The 16,501-nt window shown below is 52.7% G+C and carries 14 protein-coding genes and 1 pseudogene; 12 read left to right on the top strand and 3 right to left on the bottom strand.

Features of this window, described 5'->3' with window-relative positions:
- The 8 genes and pseudogenes from ACPLUI_RS03135 to pyrF all read left to right on the top strand — a co-directional run.
- Positions 1-226 (top strand): annotated as a pseudogene (locus tag ACPLUI_RS03135) (bifunctional pyr operon transcriptional regulator/uracil phosphoribosyltransferase); the annotation flags it as partial.
- A 137-nt stretch (positions 227-363) separates the two neighbouring features.
- Complete coding sequence (locus ACPLUI_RS03130; RefSeq protein WP_424658820.1) at positions 364-1,296, top strand: aspartate carbamoyltransferase catalytic subunit; 933 nt, start codon at positions 364-366, stop codon at positions 1,294-1,296.
- Positions 1,289-2,584 (top strand): dihydroorotase, encoded by a 1,296-nt coding sequence (locus ACPLUI_RS03125; protein ID WP_424658819.1) that lies wholly within the window; start codon positions 1,289-1,291, stop codon positions 2,582-2,584. The genes ACPLUI_RS03130 and ACPLUI_RS03125 overlap by 8 nt, the downstream gene beginning before the upstream one ends.
- A gap of 66 nt (positions 2,585-2,650) precedes the next feature.
- On the top strand, positions 2,651-3,724 hold the full coding sequence (gene carA, locus ACPLUI_RS03120) for a glutamine-hydrolyzing carbamoyl-phosphate synthase small subunit (RefSeq protein ID WP_424658818.1): 1,074 nt from the start codon (positions 2,651-2,653) through the stop codon (positions 3,722-3,724).
- Positions 3,725-3,730: 6 nt separating this feature from the next.
- The gene (gene carB, locus ACPLUI_RS03115) at positions 3,731-6,943 is read left to right on the top strand and encodes a carbamoyl-phosphate synthase large subunit (protein ID WP_424658817.1); all 3,213 of its coding nucleotides are present in this window, start codon (positions 3,731-3,733) and stop codon (positions 6,941-6,943) included.
- 71 nt (positions 6,944-7,014) lie between these two features.
- Entirely contained in the window at positions 7,015-7,809 is a 795-nt protein-coding gene (locus tag ACPLUI_RS03110; RefSeq protein ID WP_424658816.1) for a dihydroorotate dehydrogenase electron transfer subunit, read from the top strand.
- 17 nt (positions 7,810-7,826) lie between these two features.
- Entirely contained in the window at positions 7,827-8,750 is a 924-nt protein-coding gene (locus ACPLUI_RS03105; RefSeq protein WP_424658815.1) for a dihydroorotate dehydrogenase, read from the top strand.
- 58 nt (positions 8,751-8,808) lie between these two features.
- The gene (gene pyrF / locus ACPLUI_RS03100) at positions 8,809-9,534 is read left to right on the top strand and encodes an orotidine-5'-phosphate decarboxylase (RefSeq protein WP_424658814.1); all 726 of its coding nucleotides are present in this window, start codon (positions 8,809-8,811) and stop codon (positions 9,532-9,534) included.
- A gap of 39 nt (positions 9,535-9,573) precedes the next feature.
- Here pyrF and ACPLUI_RS03095 read toward each other — a convergent pair whose 3' ends face one another.
- Complete coding sequence (locus ACPLUI_RS03095) at positions 9,574-9,753, bottom strand: small, acid-soluble spore protein, alpha/beta type (protein WP_424658813.1); 180 nt, start codon at positions 9,751-9,753, stop codon at positions 9,574-9,576.
- Between the two features lie 136 nt (positions 9,754-9,889).
- Here ACPLUI_RS03095 and pyrE point away from each other — a divergent pair, with 136 nt between their 5' ends.
- Positions 9,890-10,501 (top strand): orotate phosphoribosyltransferase, encoded by a 612-nt coding sequence (gene pyrE, locus ACPLUI_RS03090; RefSeq protein ID WP_424658812.1) that lies wholly within the window; start codon positions 9,890-9,892, stop codon positions 10,499-10,501.
- Here pyrE and ACPLUI_RS03085 read toward each other — a convergent pair.
- Positions 10,449-11,534 carry a response regulator transcription factor gene (locus tag ACPLUI_RS03085; RefSeq protein ID WP_424658811.1) on the bottom strand — a complete coding sequence of 362 codons (1,086 nt, stop codon included), beginning with the start codon at positions 11,532-11,534 and terminating at the stop codon, positions 10,449-10,451. The two genes, pyrE and ACPLUI_RS03085, sit on opposite strands and share 53 nt — an antisense overlap.
- A 5-nt stretch (positions 11,535-11,539) precedes the next feature.
- Positions 11,540-12,838 (bottom strand): sensor histidine kinase, encoded by a 1,299-nt coding sequence (locus ACPLUI_RS03080; protein WP_424658810.1) that lies wholly within the window; start codon positions 12,836-12,838, stop codon positions 11,540-11,542.
- 341 nt (positions 12,839-13,179) lie between these two features.
- Here ACPLUI_RS03080 and ACPLUI_RS03075 point away from each other — a divergent pair, with 341 nt between their 5' ends.
- The 3 genes from ACPLUI_RS03075 to ACPLUI_RS03065 form a co-directional block, all read left to right on the top strand.
- Positions 13,180-14,595 carry an amino acid permease gene (locus tag ACPLUI_RS03075; protein WP_424658809.1) on the top strand — a complete coding sequence of 472 codons (1,416 nt, stop codon included), beginning with the start codon at positions 13,180-13,182 and terminating at the stop codon, positions 14,593-14,595.
- Between the two features lie 162 nt (positions 14,596-14,757).
- Positions 14,758-15,903 carry an alanine dehydrogenase gene (ald, locus tag ACPLUI_RS03070; protein ID WP_424658808.1) on the top strand — a complete coding sequence of 382 codons (1,146 nt, stop codon included), beginning with the start codon at positions 14,758-14,760 and terminating at the stop codon, positions 15,901-15,903.
- A gap of 76 nt (positions 15,904-15,979) precedes the next feature.
- Positions 15,980-16,501 (top strand): alanine racemase (locus ACPLUI_RS03065; RefSeq protein WP_424658807.1); only part of this gene is annotated, 522 nt, incomplete at its 3' end.

The raw sequence follows: 16,501 nt of genomic DNA, 5'->3' as shown, positions 1-16,501 counted from the left end.
AATATATACCGGACGCACTATCAGGGCGGCTCTCGATGCCATTATGGACCTGGGGCGGCCCCGGGTCATTCAACTGGCGGTTCTTGTTGACCGGGGTCACCGGGAACTTCCCATCCGGGCCGATTTCGTGGGCAAAAACGTTCCCACTTCCCGCCGGGAAGTGGTTGCGGTACGGTTACATGAAACCGACGGTGAAGAAAGGGTGCTTATCTTAGAAAAGGATTGAATGCTCCGGTGCCGTCTTTTAAGCAACGGTCCAGTGAGGCCGGCAAGGAGGGCACGCCCAATGATCTTGCCGGCCTCGTTCCGGGACTGTTACCGGGATGGGGCTTAACTTTTTAAGTGATGTGGAGGATTGGCATGATGAACTGGAAACGTAAGGACCTCCTTGGCCTGCAAAACCTGTCGGTGGAAGAGATAAAGTTGATTCTTGATACCGCCGTACCCATGAAGGAGATCCTCGGGCGCGCTATTAAAAAGGTGCCCACCTTGAGGGGACGGACGGTGGTAACGTTGTTTTATGAACCCAGCACCCGCACCCGTACCTCTTTTGAACTGGCTGCCAAATATTTAAGTGCCGATAGTGTCAACATTTCCACCTCCACCAGCAGTGTGGTTAAGGGGGAAACTTTGAAGGATACGGCCCGGACGCTTGCGGCCATGGGTGCCGACGTGGTCATCCTGCGTCACCCTATGGCAGGGGCACCAAATCTATTGGCTCGTACCATTCAGGCGTCTGTTATAAACGCCGGGGACGGTGCTCACGAGCATCCCACCCAGGCTCTCCTCGACCTTTTTACCGTGCGGGAAAAAAAGGGAAAGCTGGCAGGACTGAACGTGGCTATTATCGGAGACATCTTATACAGCCGGGTGGCCCGTTCAAATATCTGGGGTTTTACCAAGATGGGTGCCCGGGTAAGGATCTGCGGGCCTGCTACTATGATCCCACCCGGCATAGAAGCCACCGGCGTCCAGGTGTGTCCGCGTATGGAGGAAGCCCTGGAGGGTGCCGATGTGGTGATGATGTTGCGCATTCAGCTGGAAAGGCAGCAGCAGGGTCTATTCCCCAGCATCAGGGAGTATGCCCGTTTGTTCAGTCTCAACCGTGAAAGATTGGCTCTGGCCAGTCCAGATGTTCTGGTCATGCACCCCGGGCCCATGAACAGGGGGGTGGAAATATCCCCTGAGGTGGCTGATGGGGTTAATTCGGTGATCAACGAGCAGGTTACCAATGGGGTGGCTGTACGTATGGCTCTCCTGTACCTGCTGGGTGGAGGGGGGATATCTGATGCATAAACTGCTGGTCAAAGGTGGTCAGGTAATTGATCCCTGGGCCGGGAAAATTTTCACCGCTGATGTTTTAATTGTGGAAGGTAAAATTGCTGCTGTTGGTAGAGGTCTGGAACCGGGAGAGTGTGCCGTACTTAATGTTAACGGCAAACTGGTTGCCCCTGGATTGATCGACATGCACGTTCATTTCCGGGAACCCGGCTTTGAGGCAAAAGAAACCATTGCTACCGGGAGCCAGGCAGCTGTCCGTGGGGGGTTTACCGCCGTCGCCTGTATGCCCAATACTGATCCGGTAGCTGACAACCGTTCGGTTATTTCCTATATCAAGGCCAGAGCAAAGGAAGTGGGTCTCGTTAAAGTTTATCCTGTCGGAGCCCTTACACGGGGCAGCCGGGGTGAAGAGCTAACGGAAATGGCCGATTTAAAAGAGGCCGGCGCAGTGGCTCTCTCAGATGACGGCCGGCCTGTAGCCAGTGCTGCAGTAATGCGACGGGCTATGCAGTATGCACGGATGGTGGGGCTACCTGTTATTTCCCACTGCGAAGAACCTGCTTTATCTGCTGGTGGTGTGATGCACGAAGGTTATATGTCTACCGTCCTGGGACTGCCCGGTATTCCGGCTGCAGCCGAAGAAATTATGGTTGCCCGGGATATTATTCTGTCTGAATACACTGGTTGTCACCTGCACATCGCTCACGTGAGCACTGCCGGTTCCGTGCGCTTGCTTCGTGATGCCAAAGCACGGGGAATACCGGTGACCGCCGAAGTTACTCCCCATCATTTTACTCTTACCGACCGCGCGGTTGCTGATTATGATACCAGCACCAAGGTTAACCCACCCCTGCGTACTGAGGAGGATGTGGCGGCATTGAAAGAAGCCCTGGCTGATGGTACCATTGATGTCATTGCTACCGACCACGCTCCCCACACGCTGGAAGAGAAGGACGTAGAATACCCGCTGGCTCCTTTCGGCCTGGTGGGCTTGGAAACCGCGTTGGGACTGGTCTGGACAGAACTGGTGATACCGGGTGTTTTAAGTCCCGTAGAGGCCATCCGCAAGCTGACGGTGAACCCTGCTCGTATTCTGGGCCTGGAGGAAGGGGTGCTTAGAGTGGGGGCTGATGCCGATATAACCATCATTGATCCAGAGTTGACTGAAGTGGTGGATCCTGATACTTTTGCCAGCAAGGGACGGAATACCCCTTTTGCCGGCAGGCGTTTAAAGGGTCTCCCGGTAGCTACCATCGCCAGGGGCCGGCTGGTTTACAACCGGAATCTGGCTGTGATAGCCTGACAGGCATGACGTCCTATGAAGAAAGAATCACAAATACTCACTTACTTAATGCGAGGTGTTAGGATAATGCAGGCTATACTGGCTCTGGAAGATGGAACCGTTTTCACCGGCCGGGCCTTTGGGGCCAGAGGAGAAAGATGGGGAGAAGTGGTTTTCAATACTGCTATGACCGGTTACCAGGAAATCCTCACCGACCCCTCTTACTGCGGTCAAATAGTGGTGATGACCTATCCCCTGATCGGCAATTACGGTATCAACCGGGAGGATTTCGAAGCCAAAAAGTCCTATGTACGGGGGTTTGTGGTGCGGGAGGATTGTGACCGTCCCAGCAACTGGCGGGCCAGCTACCGCCTCTCGGACTTCCTGGCCCGGGAAGGGGTGGTGGGCATTTCCGGTATCGATACCCGCGCCTTAACCCGTCACTTGCGCAACCAGGGAACCATGCGGGGAGTCTTGAGCACAGAATGCAACGACCCCGCTCTTCTGGTGGAAAAGGCCAGGCAATGTCCCCAGTTGACCGGGCAAGAGCTGGTGCCTGAGGTGGCCACAAAAGAAATCTACACCCTCGAAGGCGAAGGATACCGGGTAGTCCTGGTAGATCTGGGTTCCAAACTCAATATAATCCGGCATCTGAGGGAACGGAACTGTGAGGTTGTGGTGGTCCCTCCCGCCACTACGGCGGCAGAAATTCTGGCTCTGAATCCCGACGGCATCCTGTTGTCCAACGGTCCCGGGGATCCTGTGGATGTTCCTTATGCTATTCAGACTACCAGGGAACTGGTCGGAAAGCGTCCCATTTTTGGGATTTGCCTGGGCCACCAGGTGATCGCTCTGGCCCTGGGAGCCAGGACTTATAAGATGAAGTTTGGTCACCGGGGAGCCAATCATCCCGTAAAGGACCTGGCTACGGGCAAGGTTTACATTACTTCCCAAAACCACGGATTTGCGGTAGATGCCGATTCTCTGGCCGGTTTACCCGTGGAAGTTTGCCACCGGAACCTGAACGACGGTACGGTGGAGGGTATCCGGCATAAGTACCTGCCGGTATTCTCAGTACAGTATCATCCCGAGGCCTCCCCAGGTCCGCGGGAATCAGCATATCTATTTGACCAGTTCATTGATTTAATGCATCGGGGGTAGAAGAGTATGCCTTTGAAAAAGGGACTGCACAAAGTAATGGTAATCGGTTCCGGGCCTATTGTTATCGGTCAGGCTGCGGAGTTTGATTACGCCGGGACCCAGGCCTGTCGCGCTTTGCGGGAAGAGGGTCTGGAAGTAGTGCTGGTAAACAGCAACCCGGCCACCATCATGACGGATGCCAATATGGCCGACAGGGTATATATAGAACCTCTAACGCCTGAATTTGTCGCCCGGGTAATCCGGAGGGAAAAACCAGACGGTCTTTTACCCAGTCTGGGCGGCCAGGTGGGTTTGAACTTGGCCCTGCAACTGGCGAATGCCGGAGTGCTTGAGGCTGAGGGGGTGCAGCTTTTAGGTACACCCCTGGACGCCATCCGTCGCGCCGAGGATAGGGAAGAATTCAAGAATACCATGGAGCGCATTGGCGAGCCCATTCCCGAGAGCATTATAGTAAGTAGTGTTGATGAAGCAGTGGCTTTCGCCCGGGAAATCGGCTTTCCCCTGGTGGTTCGTCCAGCCTACACTCTGGGTGGTACTGGCGGGGGTATGGTCTATAACATGGATGAGCTCAAGGCTACAGTTACCAGAGGTTTAAAGGCCAGTATTATTCACCAGGTGCTCGTGGAAAGGAGCCTGGTGGGTTGGAAGGAAATCGAATTTGAGGTCATGCGGGATAGCGCCGACAACTGTATCATCATCTGCAGTATGGAGAATATCGACCCCATGGGCATTCATACCGGTGACAGTATTGTGGTTGCTCCCGTGCAAACCTTGAGTGACAGAGAATTCCAGATGCTGCGCACAGCCTCCCTGAACATTATTCGGGCGCTGGGGGTTGAAGGGGGGTGTAATGTGCAATTCGCACTGGACCCCAACAGCTACCAATATTATGTAATTGAAGTGAACCCGCGTGTATCCCGTTCTTCTGCCCTGGCTTCCAAGGCTACCGGTTACCCCATCGCCAAGGTGTCCAGCAAGGTTGCCGTGGGACTGACTCTGGATGAGATTAAAAATGCGGTTACCGGTAAAACGTATGCCTGCTTTGAACCTTCCATAGACTATGTGGTGTTGAAATTTCCCCGCTGGCCCTTTGATAAGTTTGCCCTGGCTGACCGTACCCTGGGCACTCAGATGAAGGCAACCGGGGAAGTTATGGCTATAGACCGCACATTGGAAGGGGCTCTCTTAAAGGCAGTACGCTCTCTGGAGATTGGCCTGTCAGGTCTTTGGCTTCCGGAGATGGGACAGTTGAGCGATGAAGAGATTGAAACCAAACTTTCGCGGCCTGAAGATATGCGCCTGTTTGTAATAGCGGAGGCTTTCCGCCGGGGTATGCTGATTGACAGGATTAGAGCTCTAACAGGGATTGACCGCTTTTTCCTGGACAAGATCCAAAATATTGTGCAGCTGGAACAAACGATACGCAGCCGGGGAGCGGCAGCATTAACACCGGAGCTTTTGCGCCGGTCCAAGGAAATGGGCTTTGCCGACGCCTACCTGGCTCAGCTTACCGGTCAGGACGAGTCCAGAATTAGGGCCTTGCGCGAGGAGTACGATATCAAACCCGCCTATAAAATGGTAGACACGTGTGCCGCGGAATTTGAAGCCGCCACCCCTTATTACTATTCCTGTTATGACAGAGAAGATGAGGCAAAAAACACCAGTGTGCGCAAGGTGGTGGTCCTGGGATCGGGACCCATCCGTATCGGGCAAGGCATCGAGTTTGACTACTGCTCGGTTCACTCAGTGTGGGCCCTGCGGGAAGAGGGAGTTAAAGCGATCATCATTAACAATAACCCGGAGACGGTCAGTACTGACTTTGATACCGCCGACCGGCTTTATTTTGAGCCACTTGTTCTGGAAGATGTTTTGAATATCTTGAAGAAGGAGCGTCCAGAAGGGGTAATTGTGCAGTTCGGTGGCCAGACGGCCATCAACCTGGCCGTTCCCCTGGCCAGAGCTGGCATTCCCATTTTAGGTACGGCGGTGGAAGATATTGACCGGGCGGAAGACCGGGAACGGTTTGACCAGTTGCTGATAGAGCTGGGTATTCCCAAACCCCCTGGGAGAACAGCTTTTTCCGTGGACGAAGCAGTCGATATTGCCCGTGAAATAGGTTACCCTGTCCTGGTAAGACCTTCTTATGTGCTGGGTGGGCGGGCTATGGAGATTGTCTATAATCGTGAAGAACTGCTAAACTATATGGCCAATGCGGTTCGGGTTACTCCCGAGCATCCGGTGCTGGTGGATAAGTACCTGCAGGGCGTGGAGCTGGAAGTAGACGCTATAGCCGATGGGGAGACGGTGTTGATTCCGGGGATCATGAAGCATATTGAACGGGCCGGTGTTCATTCAGGTGATAGCATAGCCATCTACCCGGCCAACAATATCACTCCGGAGGTCAAGGCTCAGCTGGTGGATTACACCAGCCGGTTAGCCCTGGCTTTAAATGTACGGGGAATGATTAACATTCAGTATGTTCTTTATAACGGGCAGGTTTATGTGCTCGAGGTCAATCCGCGGGCCAGCCGTACGGTACCCTACATGAGTAAAGTTACCGGCATTCCCATGGTCAATCTGGCCACAAAGGTTATCCTCGGCCGCAAGTTAAAGGACCTGGGTTACAACGGTGGTCTTTACCCGGAGGGCCGTTATTTCGGGGTTAAGGCTCCCGTATTCAGTTTTGCCAAACTGCTCCAGGTAGATATCTCTCTGGGGCCGGAAATGAAATCTACCGGTGAGGTTATGGGGGTCGATACCAGTTATCCGGCAGCCTTATACAAGGCCCTGGTTGCGGCCGGCTACAACATTCCCCGGAATGGTACCATCCTGGCAACCATTGCCGATAAAGATAAAAAAGAAGCGCTGCCCATTTTAAGGGGCCTGGCCAACCTGGGATACAATATTTGCGCCACTGCCGGGACGGCGGCCTTTTTACAGGAAAACGGCCTGGAAGTGGAGCGGGTTAACAAGGTGCGGGAAGGTTCCCCCCATATCGTGGATCTAATCCGGGCAGGGAAGATCCACCTGGTTATCAGTACCCTCACCCGGGGTAGGGCTCCGGAACGGGATGGCTTCCGCATCCGCAGGGCGGCGGTGGAACACGGTGTACCCTGTTTGACCTCCCTTGATACTGCCCGGGCTATTCTTGAGGTGCTCATTTCCATCCAGGAGGGTGCGGATATGGATCTTACCTCTATCCAGGAACTGGCAAGTTAAGGAAGCATCCAGGTTCCCCCATCTTTCTTTAAGCAAACAAAAAGTCTGTGTCAACAGGGGGGTAGCCATTTATGATAGTTGATATAACTGCTGATGTCGTCCAGCAAGAGCAGGTAGGTACAGGGCAGTACCGTCTAACCCTTTCCGCCCCTTTGATTGCTTCTTCGGCAGCACCGGGTCAATTTATCCTTGTACGTTGTAACGACGGGTTGGATCCCCTGTTGCGCCGCCCCTTAAGCATTCATGGAGTCAACCGGGAAAAAGGACAGCTTTTTCTCCTTTACCAGGTGAAGGGGAGGGGTACAGCTCTGCTGGCAGCAAAAAGAAAAGGGGAGCAACTTAAAGTAATGGGCCCCCTGGGTCGTGGTTTTACCCTGCTAGAGCCTGGACGGCGGGTAATACTGGTAGGAGGTGGCATCGGTGTAGCTCCCCTTGTTTTTTTGGGGCAGGAATTGGTACAGAGAAACAACCGGGTTTACTTACTGTTGGGTGCCCGCAGTGCTGAACAGTTGCCGGTGGAGAAAGGGGTATATGCCGTCCCGTTTGAACTTTCTGTGGCTACTGATGACGGTTCTCGCGGCTATCATGGGCCTGTGACGCATCTGCTGGAAAAAATGCTGGCTACCGGAGGAGCGGACATGGTGTACGCCTGCGGTCCCCGGGATATGTTGCGCGAAACGGCTCTGCTTTTAGCAAGGTATGGTGTACCCGGGGAATTCTCCCTTGAGGAGCGCATGGGCTGCGGGGTGGGAGCCTGCCTTTCCTGCGTGTGTAAAACTGCTGGCAAGGGCAGTGAGCCATTTCAGTACCGCCGGGTATGTGTGGAAGGCCCTGTTATCCCCGTGGAGCAGCTGGTCTGGGATTGAAGAAAGGAGATGTTCTGGTGGTTAAACCCAACCTTGCTGTAGATGTAGCCGGCATACGGATGAAAAATCCCGTTACCACTGCTTCGGGAACTTTTGGCTTCGGTTCCGAGTATGCCTCTTTTGTTGATTTGAACCGCCTTGGGGCCATTGTAGTCAAAGGAACCACCCTTTTGCCCCGCCAGGGAAATCCTCCACCTCGCATTGTGGAAACACCGGCGGGTATCCTGAACGCCATTGGCTTGCAAAATCCAGGTGTAGATTACTTCATCGAAGTAGCTATGCCTTACCTGAGGCACTTTGACCTCCCGGTAATCGTGAACATTGCTGGCGATACGGTGGAAGATTATGCCGCGCTGGCGGCTAGATTGGACGGGGTGCCGGGTGTGGCGGGGCTTGAGGTAAATATTTCTTGCCCAAATGTCAAAAAAGGGGGGTTGGCTTTTGGTGCCGATCCCGATTCGGCTTCGGCCGTGGTACGAGCAGTCAAGGGGGCTACTCGACTTCCGGTGTTGGTAAAGCTTTCTCCCAATGTAACCAGTATTGTGAAGCTGGCGGAAGCGGTGGTGAATGCAGGAGCTGATGCCCTGTCCATGATTAATACGCTGCTGGGAATGGCCATAGATATTCGCCGCCGCCGTCCGCTCCTGGCCAACGTTATGGGCGGCCTGTCCGGGCCGGCTATCAGGCCGGTGGCTGTAAGGGCGGTATGGCAGGTCTACCAGACCTTGAAGGTTCCTATCATAGGTATGGGGGGCATCGTCACTGCCGGGGATGCGCTGGAGTTCATCATGGCCGGAGCGACCGCTGTAGCCGTGGGGACGGCAAATTTCGTTAATCCCCGGGCTACCATGGACATTATTGATGGGCTTGAAAGGTTTCTGCTGGAAGAAGGGGTCCCGGATATCCGGGAATTAATCGGAGCCGCTCACGATGGCCTTTAATACAGCATCTGTTGGGTGGTGGCTTACTGTCCTTCATTGAGGAGGTTAATTGTGAACATTGAATGAGTTCAGGGAAAAATTAATTGTTGCTCTGGATGTAGATTCTGCAGAACAGGCACTTGATCTCGTGAAATTGCTCAGCCCCTGGGTGGGTATGTTCAAGATCGGCATGCAGTTGTTTTACGGCCAGGGTCCGGCGGTGGTGGAGGAGTTGTGCCGGCAGGGAGTAAAAGTGTTCTTAGACTTGAAGCTTCATGATATTCCCAATACTGTAGCTCAGGCAGCCCGGGTTCTTACCAGACTGGGTGTGGCTATGTTCAACGTCCATGCTGCCGGTGGGTCTGCTATGATGCGGGCGGCGGTAGAATCATCAAGGGAAGAAGCAGAAATCCTGGGTATTCCCTGCCCGTTGATCATTGCCGTTACTGTACTTACCAGTATCGATCAACCTGCTTTTGACCGGGAACTGGGTTACACAGGAACTATTGCGGACCGGGTGGTGGCCTGGGCCTTGCTGGCTAAAGAATGCGGCCTGGACGGTGTTGTAGCCTCCGCCCGGGAAGCGGTAGCCATCCGGCAGTCCTGCGGACCTGACTTTTTAATCGTTACTCCCGGTATCCGCCCGGCCGGAGTTACTGGCAGGGACCAGAAAAGAATTGTGACCCCTGCAGGTGCCATGGCTGCCGGAGCTAATTACCTGGTGGTTGGCCGTCCAGTTATTTCTGCCCCAGATCCAGTAAAAGCGGTCAGGGTTATACTGGATGAAATGGGCTCCAGTGTCTAAAAAAAGAGAGCGCGCTTTTTTAAGCGCACCCTCCTGCCACTATTGTCCCTGTATCATTGCCCGCTCAGCTCTTTCAATGGCCAGTCGGACCAGGTTGCCGCAGTTCCGAGAAGAAACGCTACCCCAGCCCTCCCTGCGAACCAGGTCGGCTACTCCCAGTTCTTCGGCTAATTCGTATTTAAGCCTGTCGGACATCAATCCTCCACGCCGTCTACCCATTAGCCTGCCTCCTTTTTGGGCGGGCGGGACAAAGCGGCATGATTATTATGTGATTTATGCCCGCCGGTCATTCGTAAGGACCGTATATAACCGTATATATAATAATTGTTCAAAACGGGATTTGAGGTGAAAAGCGTTGCTCAGTCGTGAAGAAATACTTTCCATCTTTAAAAAAACCGGCGCCATGCTTAGCGGCCACTTTGTGCTTACTTCTGGCCGGCACAGTGATCGTTACTTCCAGTGTGCCCGGGTGCTGGAACACCCCCGGTATTGTGAGCTGTTGTGCCGGGAACTGGCCCAGCGATGGGCAAATGAAGGGCTTGAGGATGTGGATACTGTTATCGGCCCGGCCCTCGGTGGGATCCTCGTATCCTATGAAATGGCACGGGTACTTGGCGCCAGAAGTCTTTTTACCGAAAGGGAAAACGGAGTAATGACTCTCCGGCGGGGTTTTGAGATATCTCCCGGAGAGCGGGTGCTGGTTGTGGAAGACGTGATTACCACCGGCGGGTCGGTGCGGGAAGTGATAGCCGTGGTCCAGGAAACCGGGGCTCAGGTTGTGGGGGCTGCTGCTCTGATCGACCGCAGCGACGGGACGGTGGATCTCGGTGTGCCTCTGCGAGCACTGCTAACAATTCCTGCCATTAGCTATGTTCCGGAAGAATGCCCTCTGTGCCGGCAGGGTATCCCCGCGGTCAAACCCGGGAGCCGTCACCTCTCCGGCGCTGGCGGAATTCCGAGGGGGTAACCCCCTCCCTTTTTTTAAATACGGCAGTAAAATAACTGTTGTTGCTAAATCCCACCTTGCCGGCGATCTGGTCGATGGTTTCTTCTCCGGTCAGCAGGAGGGCCTTGGCTTCGTTAAGACGGACTTCCGTAAGGTATTCGATAAAGCTCTGCCCCGTACGTTGTTTGAAGAGGCGGCTTAAGTACGCAGGGCTCAAATGAACCTGACGGGCTATCTGGGTGAGGGTAATCGGTTTGGTATAATTTTTACGGATCAATTCTTTTACCCTCCAAATAAAAACTTGATCCGTGCCCGGAATTTGTTCCTGCATCCAGGCAATGTGGGTGATAACAACCTTTTCCACCCAGCGGCGCAGGTCGCTTGGGGATTGGAGGAGGGAAATCTGGCGGGCCAGTTCATTTTGCCGGGATGAAAGATTGACTTTACCTTCACCCGGAGTCAAAAGGGCCTGACCGGCCATCACCAAAAACTCAAATGCGAAGGCAGCCAGTTGCTGAGGGGCAGGCTGCTCGATTTCACTTAGAAATGCATCCACCAATTCATTTCCGGCCCGTATGGCCGCTTCCCGGTCGAGGTACTTGATAGCGTTCACCAGGTCGGTTACCTGAGGATAAAGGGGAGGGGCGGTGTCCAGGAGTCCCTCGATTGCCGATGCTCTTTTGACCTGTTGAGATATTACCTTTTCCAGGCATGTAGCAAGCTCATCCGGTTGTACCGGTTTTAAAATGTAGTCGGCAACCTTATATTTAATGGCCTGCTGCGAGTAGGAAAACTCCCCGTGGGCGGTGATAATGATCACCTCCACGGCGGGGTTTTTCTCTTTAATCTTCCTGGTAGCCGCAAGGCCATCCATTCCGGGCATTTTGATATCCATCAGGATGATTTCCGGCTGGAGGAGTTCAGCCAGTTCTACTGCTTCCCTGCCATTTGTGGCCTCACCGACTACGTACAGAGGGAGGCCAGTATTTTCCAGTAAATGGCGCAAAAATCTGCGTTCCAGTTCCTCGTCCTCAGCTAACAGGATTTTGTACACATGTATCACTTCCCCTGCAATATAGAAAATGTATGCAATGAGCTTTGTACTGGTCCGGGATTGTCGTGTGAGATGTAAATGTGATCACCGGGCAATTTCAAACATACCCTTGTCCAGCCGGGGCGGCTATCCAGGGAAATGCCGTATTGAGGACCGAAATACAGCTTCAACCTTTCATCCACATTTTTAAGACCGATTCCCCGCGGCTTATCCGATCCTCTCCGATTACCACCATTGAAAGCGGCGAGTATTTCCCGGGGAATACCTACGCCGTCATCGATAACACTTATCTCGCAGGTCCCGTCCTTGAATTCCCCGCTGATGGTGAGGTGTCCCAAGCCTTCTTTAGGTTCCAGCCCGTGGATGCAGGCATTTTCTACCAGGGGTTGGAGGCTCAAAAACGGTACCATCAGTTCCTGCAGCGCTGCCGGTACCTCAATGTTAACACTAAGCCGGTTACCAAAACGGGTTTGTTGAATGGTTAAATAACTCTGAACATATTTTAATTCCTCTTGCAAGGGTACCAGTTCCTCCGGCTGGTGGATGTAGCAGCGGAGTAAGTTGGACAGCGCATAGAGTGTTTTCAACGCCTTCTGGTTTTCGTTTAAGCTCACCAGGCTGGTTATGGTGTTCAAAGTATTGAAGAGAAAGTGAGGCTTGATTTGTGCCTGGAGGTTTTTTAGCTCGGCCAGGCGTAAAGACTTTTCCAATTCGGCCCGGATCCTGGCCTCATCCATGGTGCGCAGCTTTTCACAGGCTTCTTTTTCCTGGATCTTAGCCCGGTAAATGAGTTCAGCAATATAGTTGGTTACGTACTGAATGAGCTGGGAAGCGGCATGGCACTTTTGTGGGGTAATTACCTGGATTTCCTGGAACCCACGCACCAGTTCCCTTTCATTCAACCCCAGGTCTGCTGTTGCCTTAAGCATATTCTCCACGGCTTCTTTGCCCGGCGGGGCCAGGTGCATCTGGCCGCAAGTGATAGAACCCCAGAATTGTCCCTCCACCACCAGAGGTACGGCCATCAGGGTCCCCCCGGCATGACAGGTGCCGAAACATACCTCTCCCGTACTTGCGGTGCGCAACCCTATTTCGGCGTTGGATTTGATGCACCTTTTCAGCCCCTCAGCTGTGGAACGGATGGTGGCGCAAAAGCCGTAAAAGAAATCGTGTTCCACCACTGGGTTACCGTATACATCGTTAATATCAATGGTTATATCCGTTGCCCTGGTAAAACTCTCGATTATTTTGAGAAATTTATCCCTTTCAATTAATTGGGACAGTTTTTCGGGGCTTAGTTTCATAGAAATCACCCTATCATATTATATCAAAGTTTATCATTTCGTGCTGTAATCGGTTTATTGGATTATGGATAAGACAAAATATCAACAATGCTGGACAAAATATTGATATTTTCCCTGGTACAACAAGATTCATCCGGTTAAAAATACACTAAGGGTGGTATCAGGACCGTCAAGGGGGAACTAAAAAAATGTCGAAAATTGATTTAAATCTCATCAATCAGGGAATTCCAAACAGGATATTTCAACCATCTATCGGGAGCGGGGTGATAGAGGAGCAAAACTGGGCATAATATTTTAATTTCAAGTGTTCTGTGATTTTTCAAATTTAAGGAGGCAGATTTATGCTTGACAAAAATGCGGAAAGTTTACACCGTGGTCTGGAGGAAAGGCACATTCAGCTTATTGCCATAGGTGGGGCCATTGGAGTGGGACTGTTTCTAGGCTCGGCCACGGCAATTAAAACGGCAGGTCCGGCCCTTACCTTATCCTACTTGATTGGCGGGTTGGCCATCTTTATCATCATGCGCGCCCTGGGTGAACTGGCAGTAGCCTACCCGGTGGCCGGTTCTTTCAGCGCTTATGCCAACGCCTTTTTGGGCCCCCTGGCTGGCTATGTGACCGGCTGGACTTACTGGTTTATGTGGGTGGTTACCTGTATGGCTGAGATAACTGCCGTGGGCATTTACGTGCAGTTCTGGCTTCCCCAGGTACCTCAGTGGATACCGGCTTTAATCGCCCTTGTGGCCATGACCGTGGTCAACCTCATCAATGTAAAGGCCTATGGAGAGTTTGAGTTCTGGTTTGCGCTCATTAAAGTGGTAACCATCATTGCCATGATTGTCCTCGGTGCTGGCATGATTTTCTTCGGTCTTGGCAATCGAGGTGTACCCGTGGGTTTAAGCAACCTGTGGTCACATGGCGGCTTCTTTCCCCACGGCATGGGCGGAGTTGTTATGGCTCTGGTCATGGTCATGTTTGCCTACCTGGGAGTGGAGCTCATCGGTGTCACCGCTGGTGAAGCGCAGAATCCGGAGAGAGCCATTCCCGCAGCTATTGACAAAGTGCTCTGGCGGATTCTGATTTTCTACGTTGGCGCTCTGCTGGTAATTATGTCCATTTATCCCTGGAATGAAATAGGTACTAAGGGCAGCCCCTTTGTATTAACTTTTTCCAGAGTCGGCATTCCGGCTGCTGCCAGTATTATTAATTTTGTGGTCATGACTGCAGCATTGTCATCGTGTAACAGCGGCCTGTTCAGTACCGGGCGCATGCTCTACAACCTGGCGTTACAGAAAAATGCCCCGGCGGTCTTTGGGAAGCTTTCCCGTCACGGCATTCCCTATGCAGGCATATTAGTTTCCTCGGCTTTCCTGCTGGTTGGTGTGGTTTTAAATTACCTGGTACCGGCCAGGGTTTTCATTTACATTACCAGTGTGGCTACCATTGGTGCCCTCTACATCTGGGGGATAATCCTGGTGGTACAGATGAAATTCCGCCAGTCGCTGTCGCCGGAGGAGTTGGTAAAAGTAACTTACCGCACCCCTCTGTGGCCCTATGCTTCCTGGGCGGTGCTGGCCTTCCTGGCCTTTGTGCTTGTACTCATGGCCTTTGATGCCGGTACCCGGGTGGCTTTGTATGTAGGTCCTGTTTGGTTTATCCTGACGGTGGCATCTTATTATTTCTTCGGCCATTACCGGCGTGACCCCGAGCGCGGAAGAGCATTCCAGCCGTCTCCTGCTAAAAAAGCTGGAAAATAAAGATAAAAAATTAATATGTGCATTCAAATTTTTGATATAAAGGCAAATTAACAATATAGTTGGACAAAAACCCGTCAAGGTGAAATGATTGGTCGTCAAGAATACAAACCCTTAAAAGTTCGCATCTAATGCTATAAAGCAACAAAGAGGAGGAATTGTGACATGATCGTTGGTGTGCCCAGGGAGATAAAGGATAACGAAAACCGGGTAGGCATCACTCCTTCCGGTGTAGAGGCCCTGGTTAAAGCAGGACATGAGGTGGTTATTGAAACCGGGGCAGGTTTGGGCAGCGGGATCACTGATGAGGAGTATATGGCTGCTGGTGCACGCATCTTGCCCACCAAGGCGGATGTTTACGAACAGGCTGATATGGTCATGAAAGTTAAAGAACCTCTGCCTGAAGAATATAATTTATTTAAAGAGGGTCAGTTACTCTTTACCTATCTGCATCTGGCTCCAGAGCCTGAACTTACCAGGGCGTTGCTGGCCAAAAAGGTAACGGGAATTGCCTACGAAACAATTCAAACAAACCGGGGTACTCTGCCGCTGCTCATGCCTATGAGCGAAGTGGCCGGCCGGATGTCTGTTCAGGTTGGTGCTCAGTTTCTGGAAAAACCTTATGGTGGTCGCGGGGTACTTCTGGGCGGGGTTCCTGGCGTGCCTCCTGCTAAAGTGGTGATAATCGGGGGAGGCACCGTGGGTACCAATGCGGCCAAAATTGCCGTGGGCATGGGGGCCGATGTGACCATTATCGATAAGAATGCCGAACGTTTGCGCTATCTGGATGATATTTTCGGCCCCCGCATCAAAACTCTTATCTCAACCAGCTATAACATCAAAGAAGCTGTTAAGGAAGCCGATCTGGTAATTGGGGCTGTACTCATCCCCGGGGCCAGGGCCCCCAAGCTGGTTACTGAAGAGATGGTTAAAGCCATGAAACCCGGTTCCGTGATAGTAGACGTGGCCATTGACCAGGGTGGTTGTGTGGAAACTGCAGATCGTGTCACCACCCATTCCAATCCAATTTATATCAAGCATGGGGTTATTCACTATGCTGTAGCCAACATGCCCGGTGCGGTTGCCCGAACTTCTACTTATGCCTTGACCAACGTCACCCTGCCTTATGCCCTGGAGCTGGCCAGTAAAGGTCTGGCCCGTGCTGTCAAAGATGACATTGCCCTGGCCCGGGGTGTCAACGTGATGGACGGCCGGGTCACGTATAAAGCCGTAGCCGAGGCACTGAATTTGGAGTATACCCCTCTGCATGAACTTGTAGATGTGCCGGTGGATTTGATGCGCATTGCTTAATGGAATTCTTGCCAGGGTAGTTAAACGCAGAGTACAATAAAAGTACAGGCCTCTCTTATCGGAGAGGCCTACCGCTTTGAAAGATGATTTAAAAAGGAGCTCCGATATGATTACCGGTAGTTGTAGTAACAGCCGTCCTGTTTGGGCCGAGGTAGACCTGGGGGCCATTGCCCATAACGTACGGGAGATTCGTAAATTGCTTCAACCGGGTACAAAGCTTATGGCCGTTGTCAAGGCCGATGCATATGGTCACGGAGCACTGCCCGTGGCCCGGGTAGCCCTGGCCAATGGTGCAGGGTCCCTGGCGGTGGCTATTCTGGAAGAAGCCCTGGCCCTCCGCCGCGGAGGTATAACTGCCCCCATCCTGATTCTGGGTTATACCCCTCCGGAACAGGCGTCCCTTTTGGTGGAGCATGATTTGACCCAGACCGTATTTTCCATGGAGGTAGCCCGGGCCATTTCTGATGCTGCCGTAGCAGCAGGAAAAACCGTCCGGGTACATTTAAAGGTGGATACGGGTATGGGCCGTGTCGGGGTCTTTCCTTCTGAGGCACCGGATTTTGCAGAGGCTGTATCCCGGCTGCCGGGTATATTTATC

It is taken from the genome of Desulfofundulus sp. (assembly GCF_049701015.1).
Taxonomy (GTDB): Bacteria; Bacillota; Desulfotomaculia; order Desulfotomaculales; family Desulfovirgulaceae; genus Desulfofundulus.
This window is presented reverse-complemented; position numbering and strand designations above follow the sequence as displayed.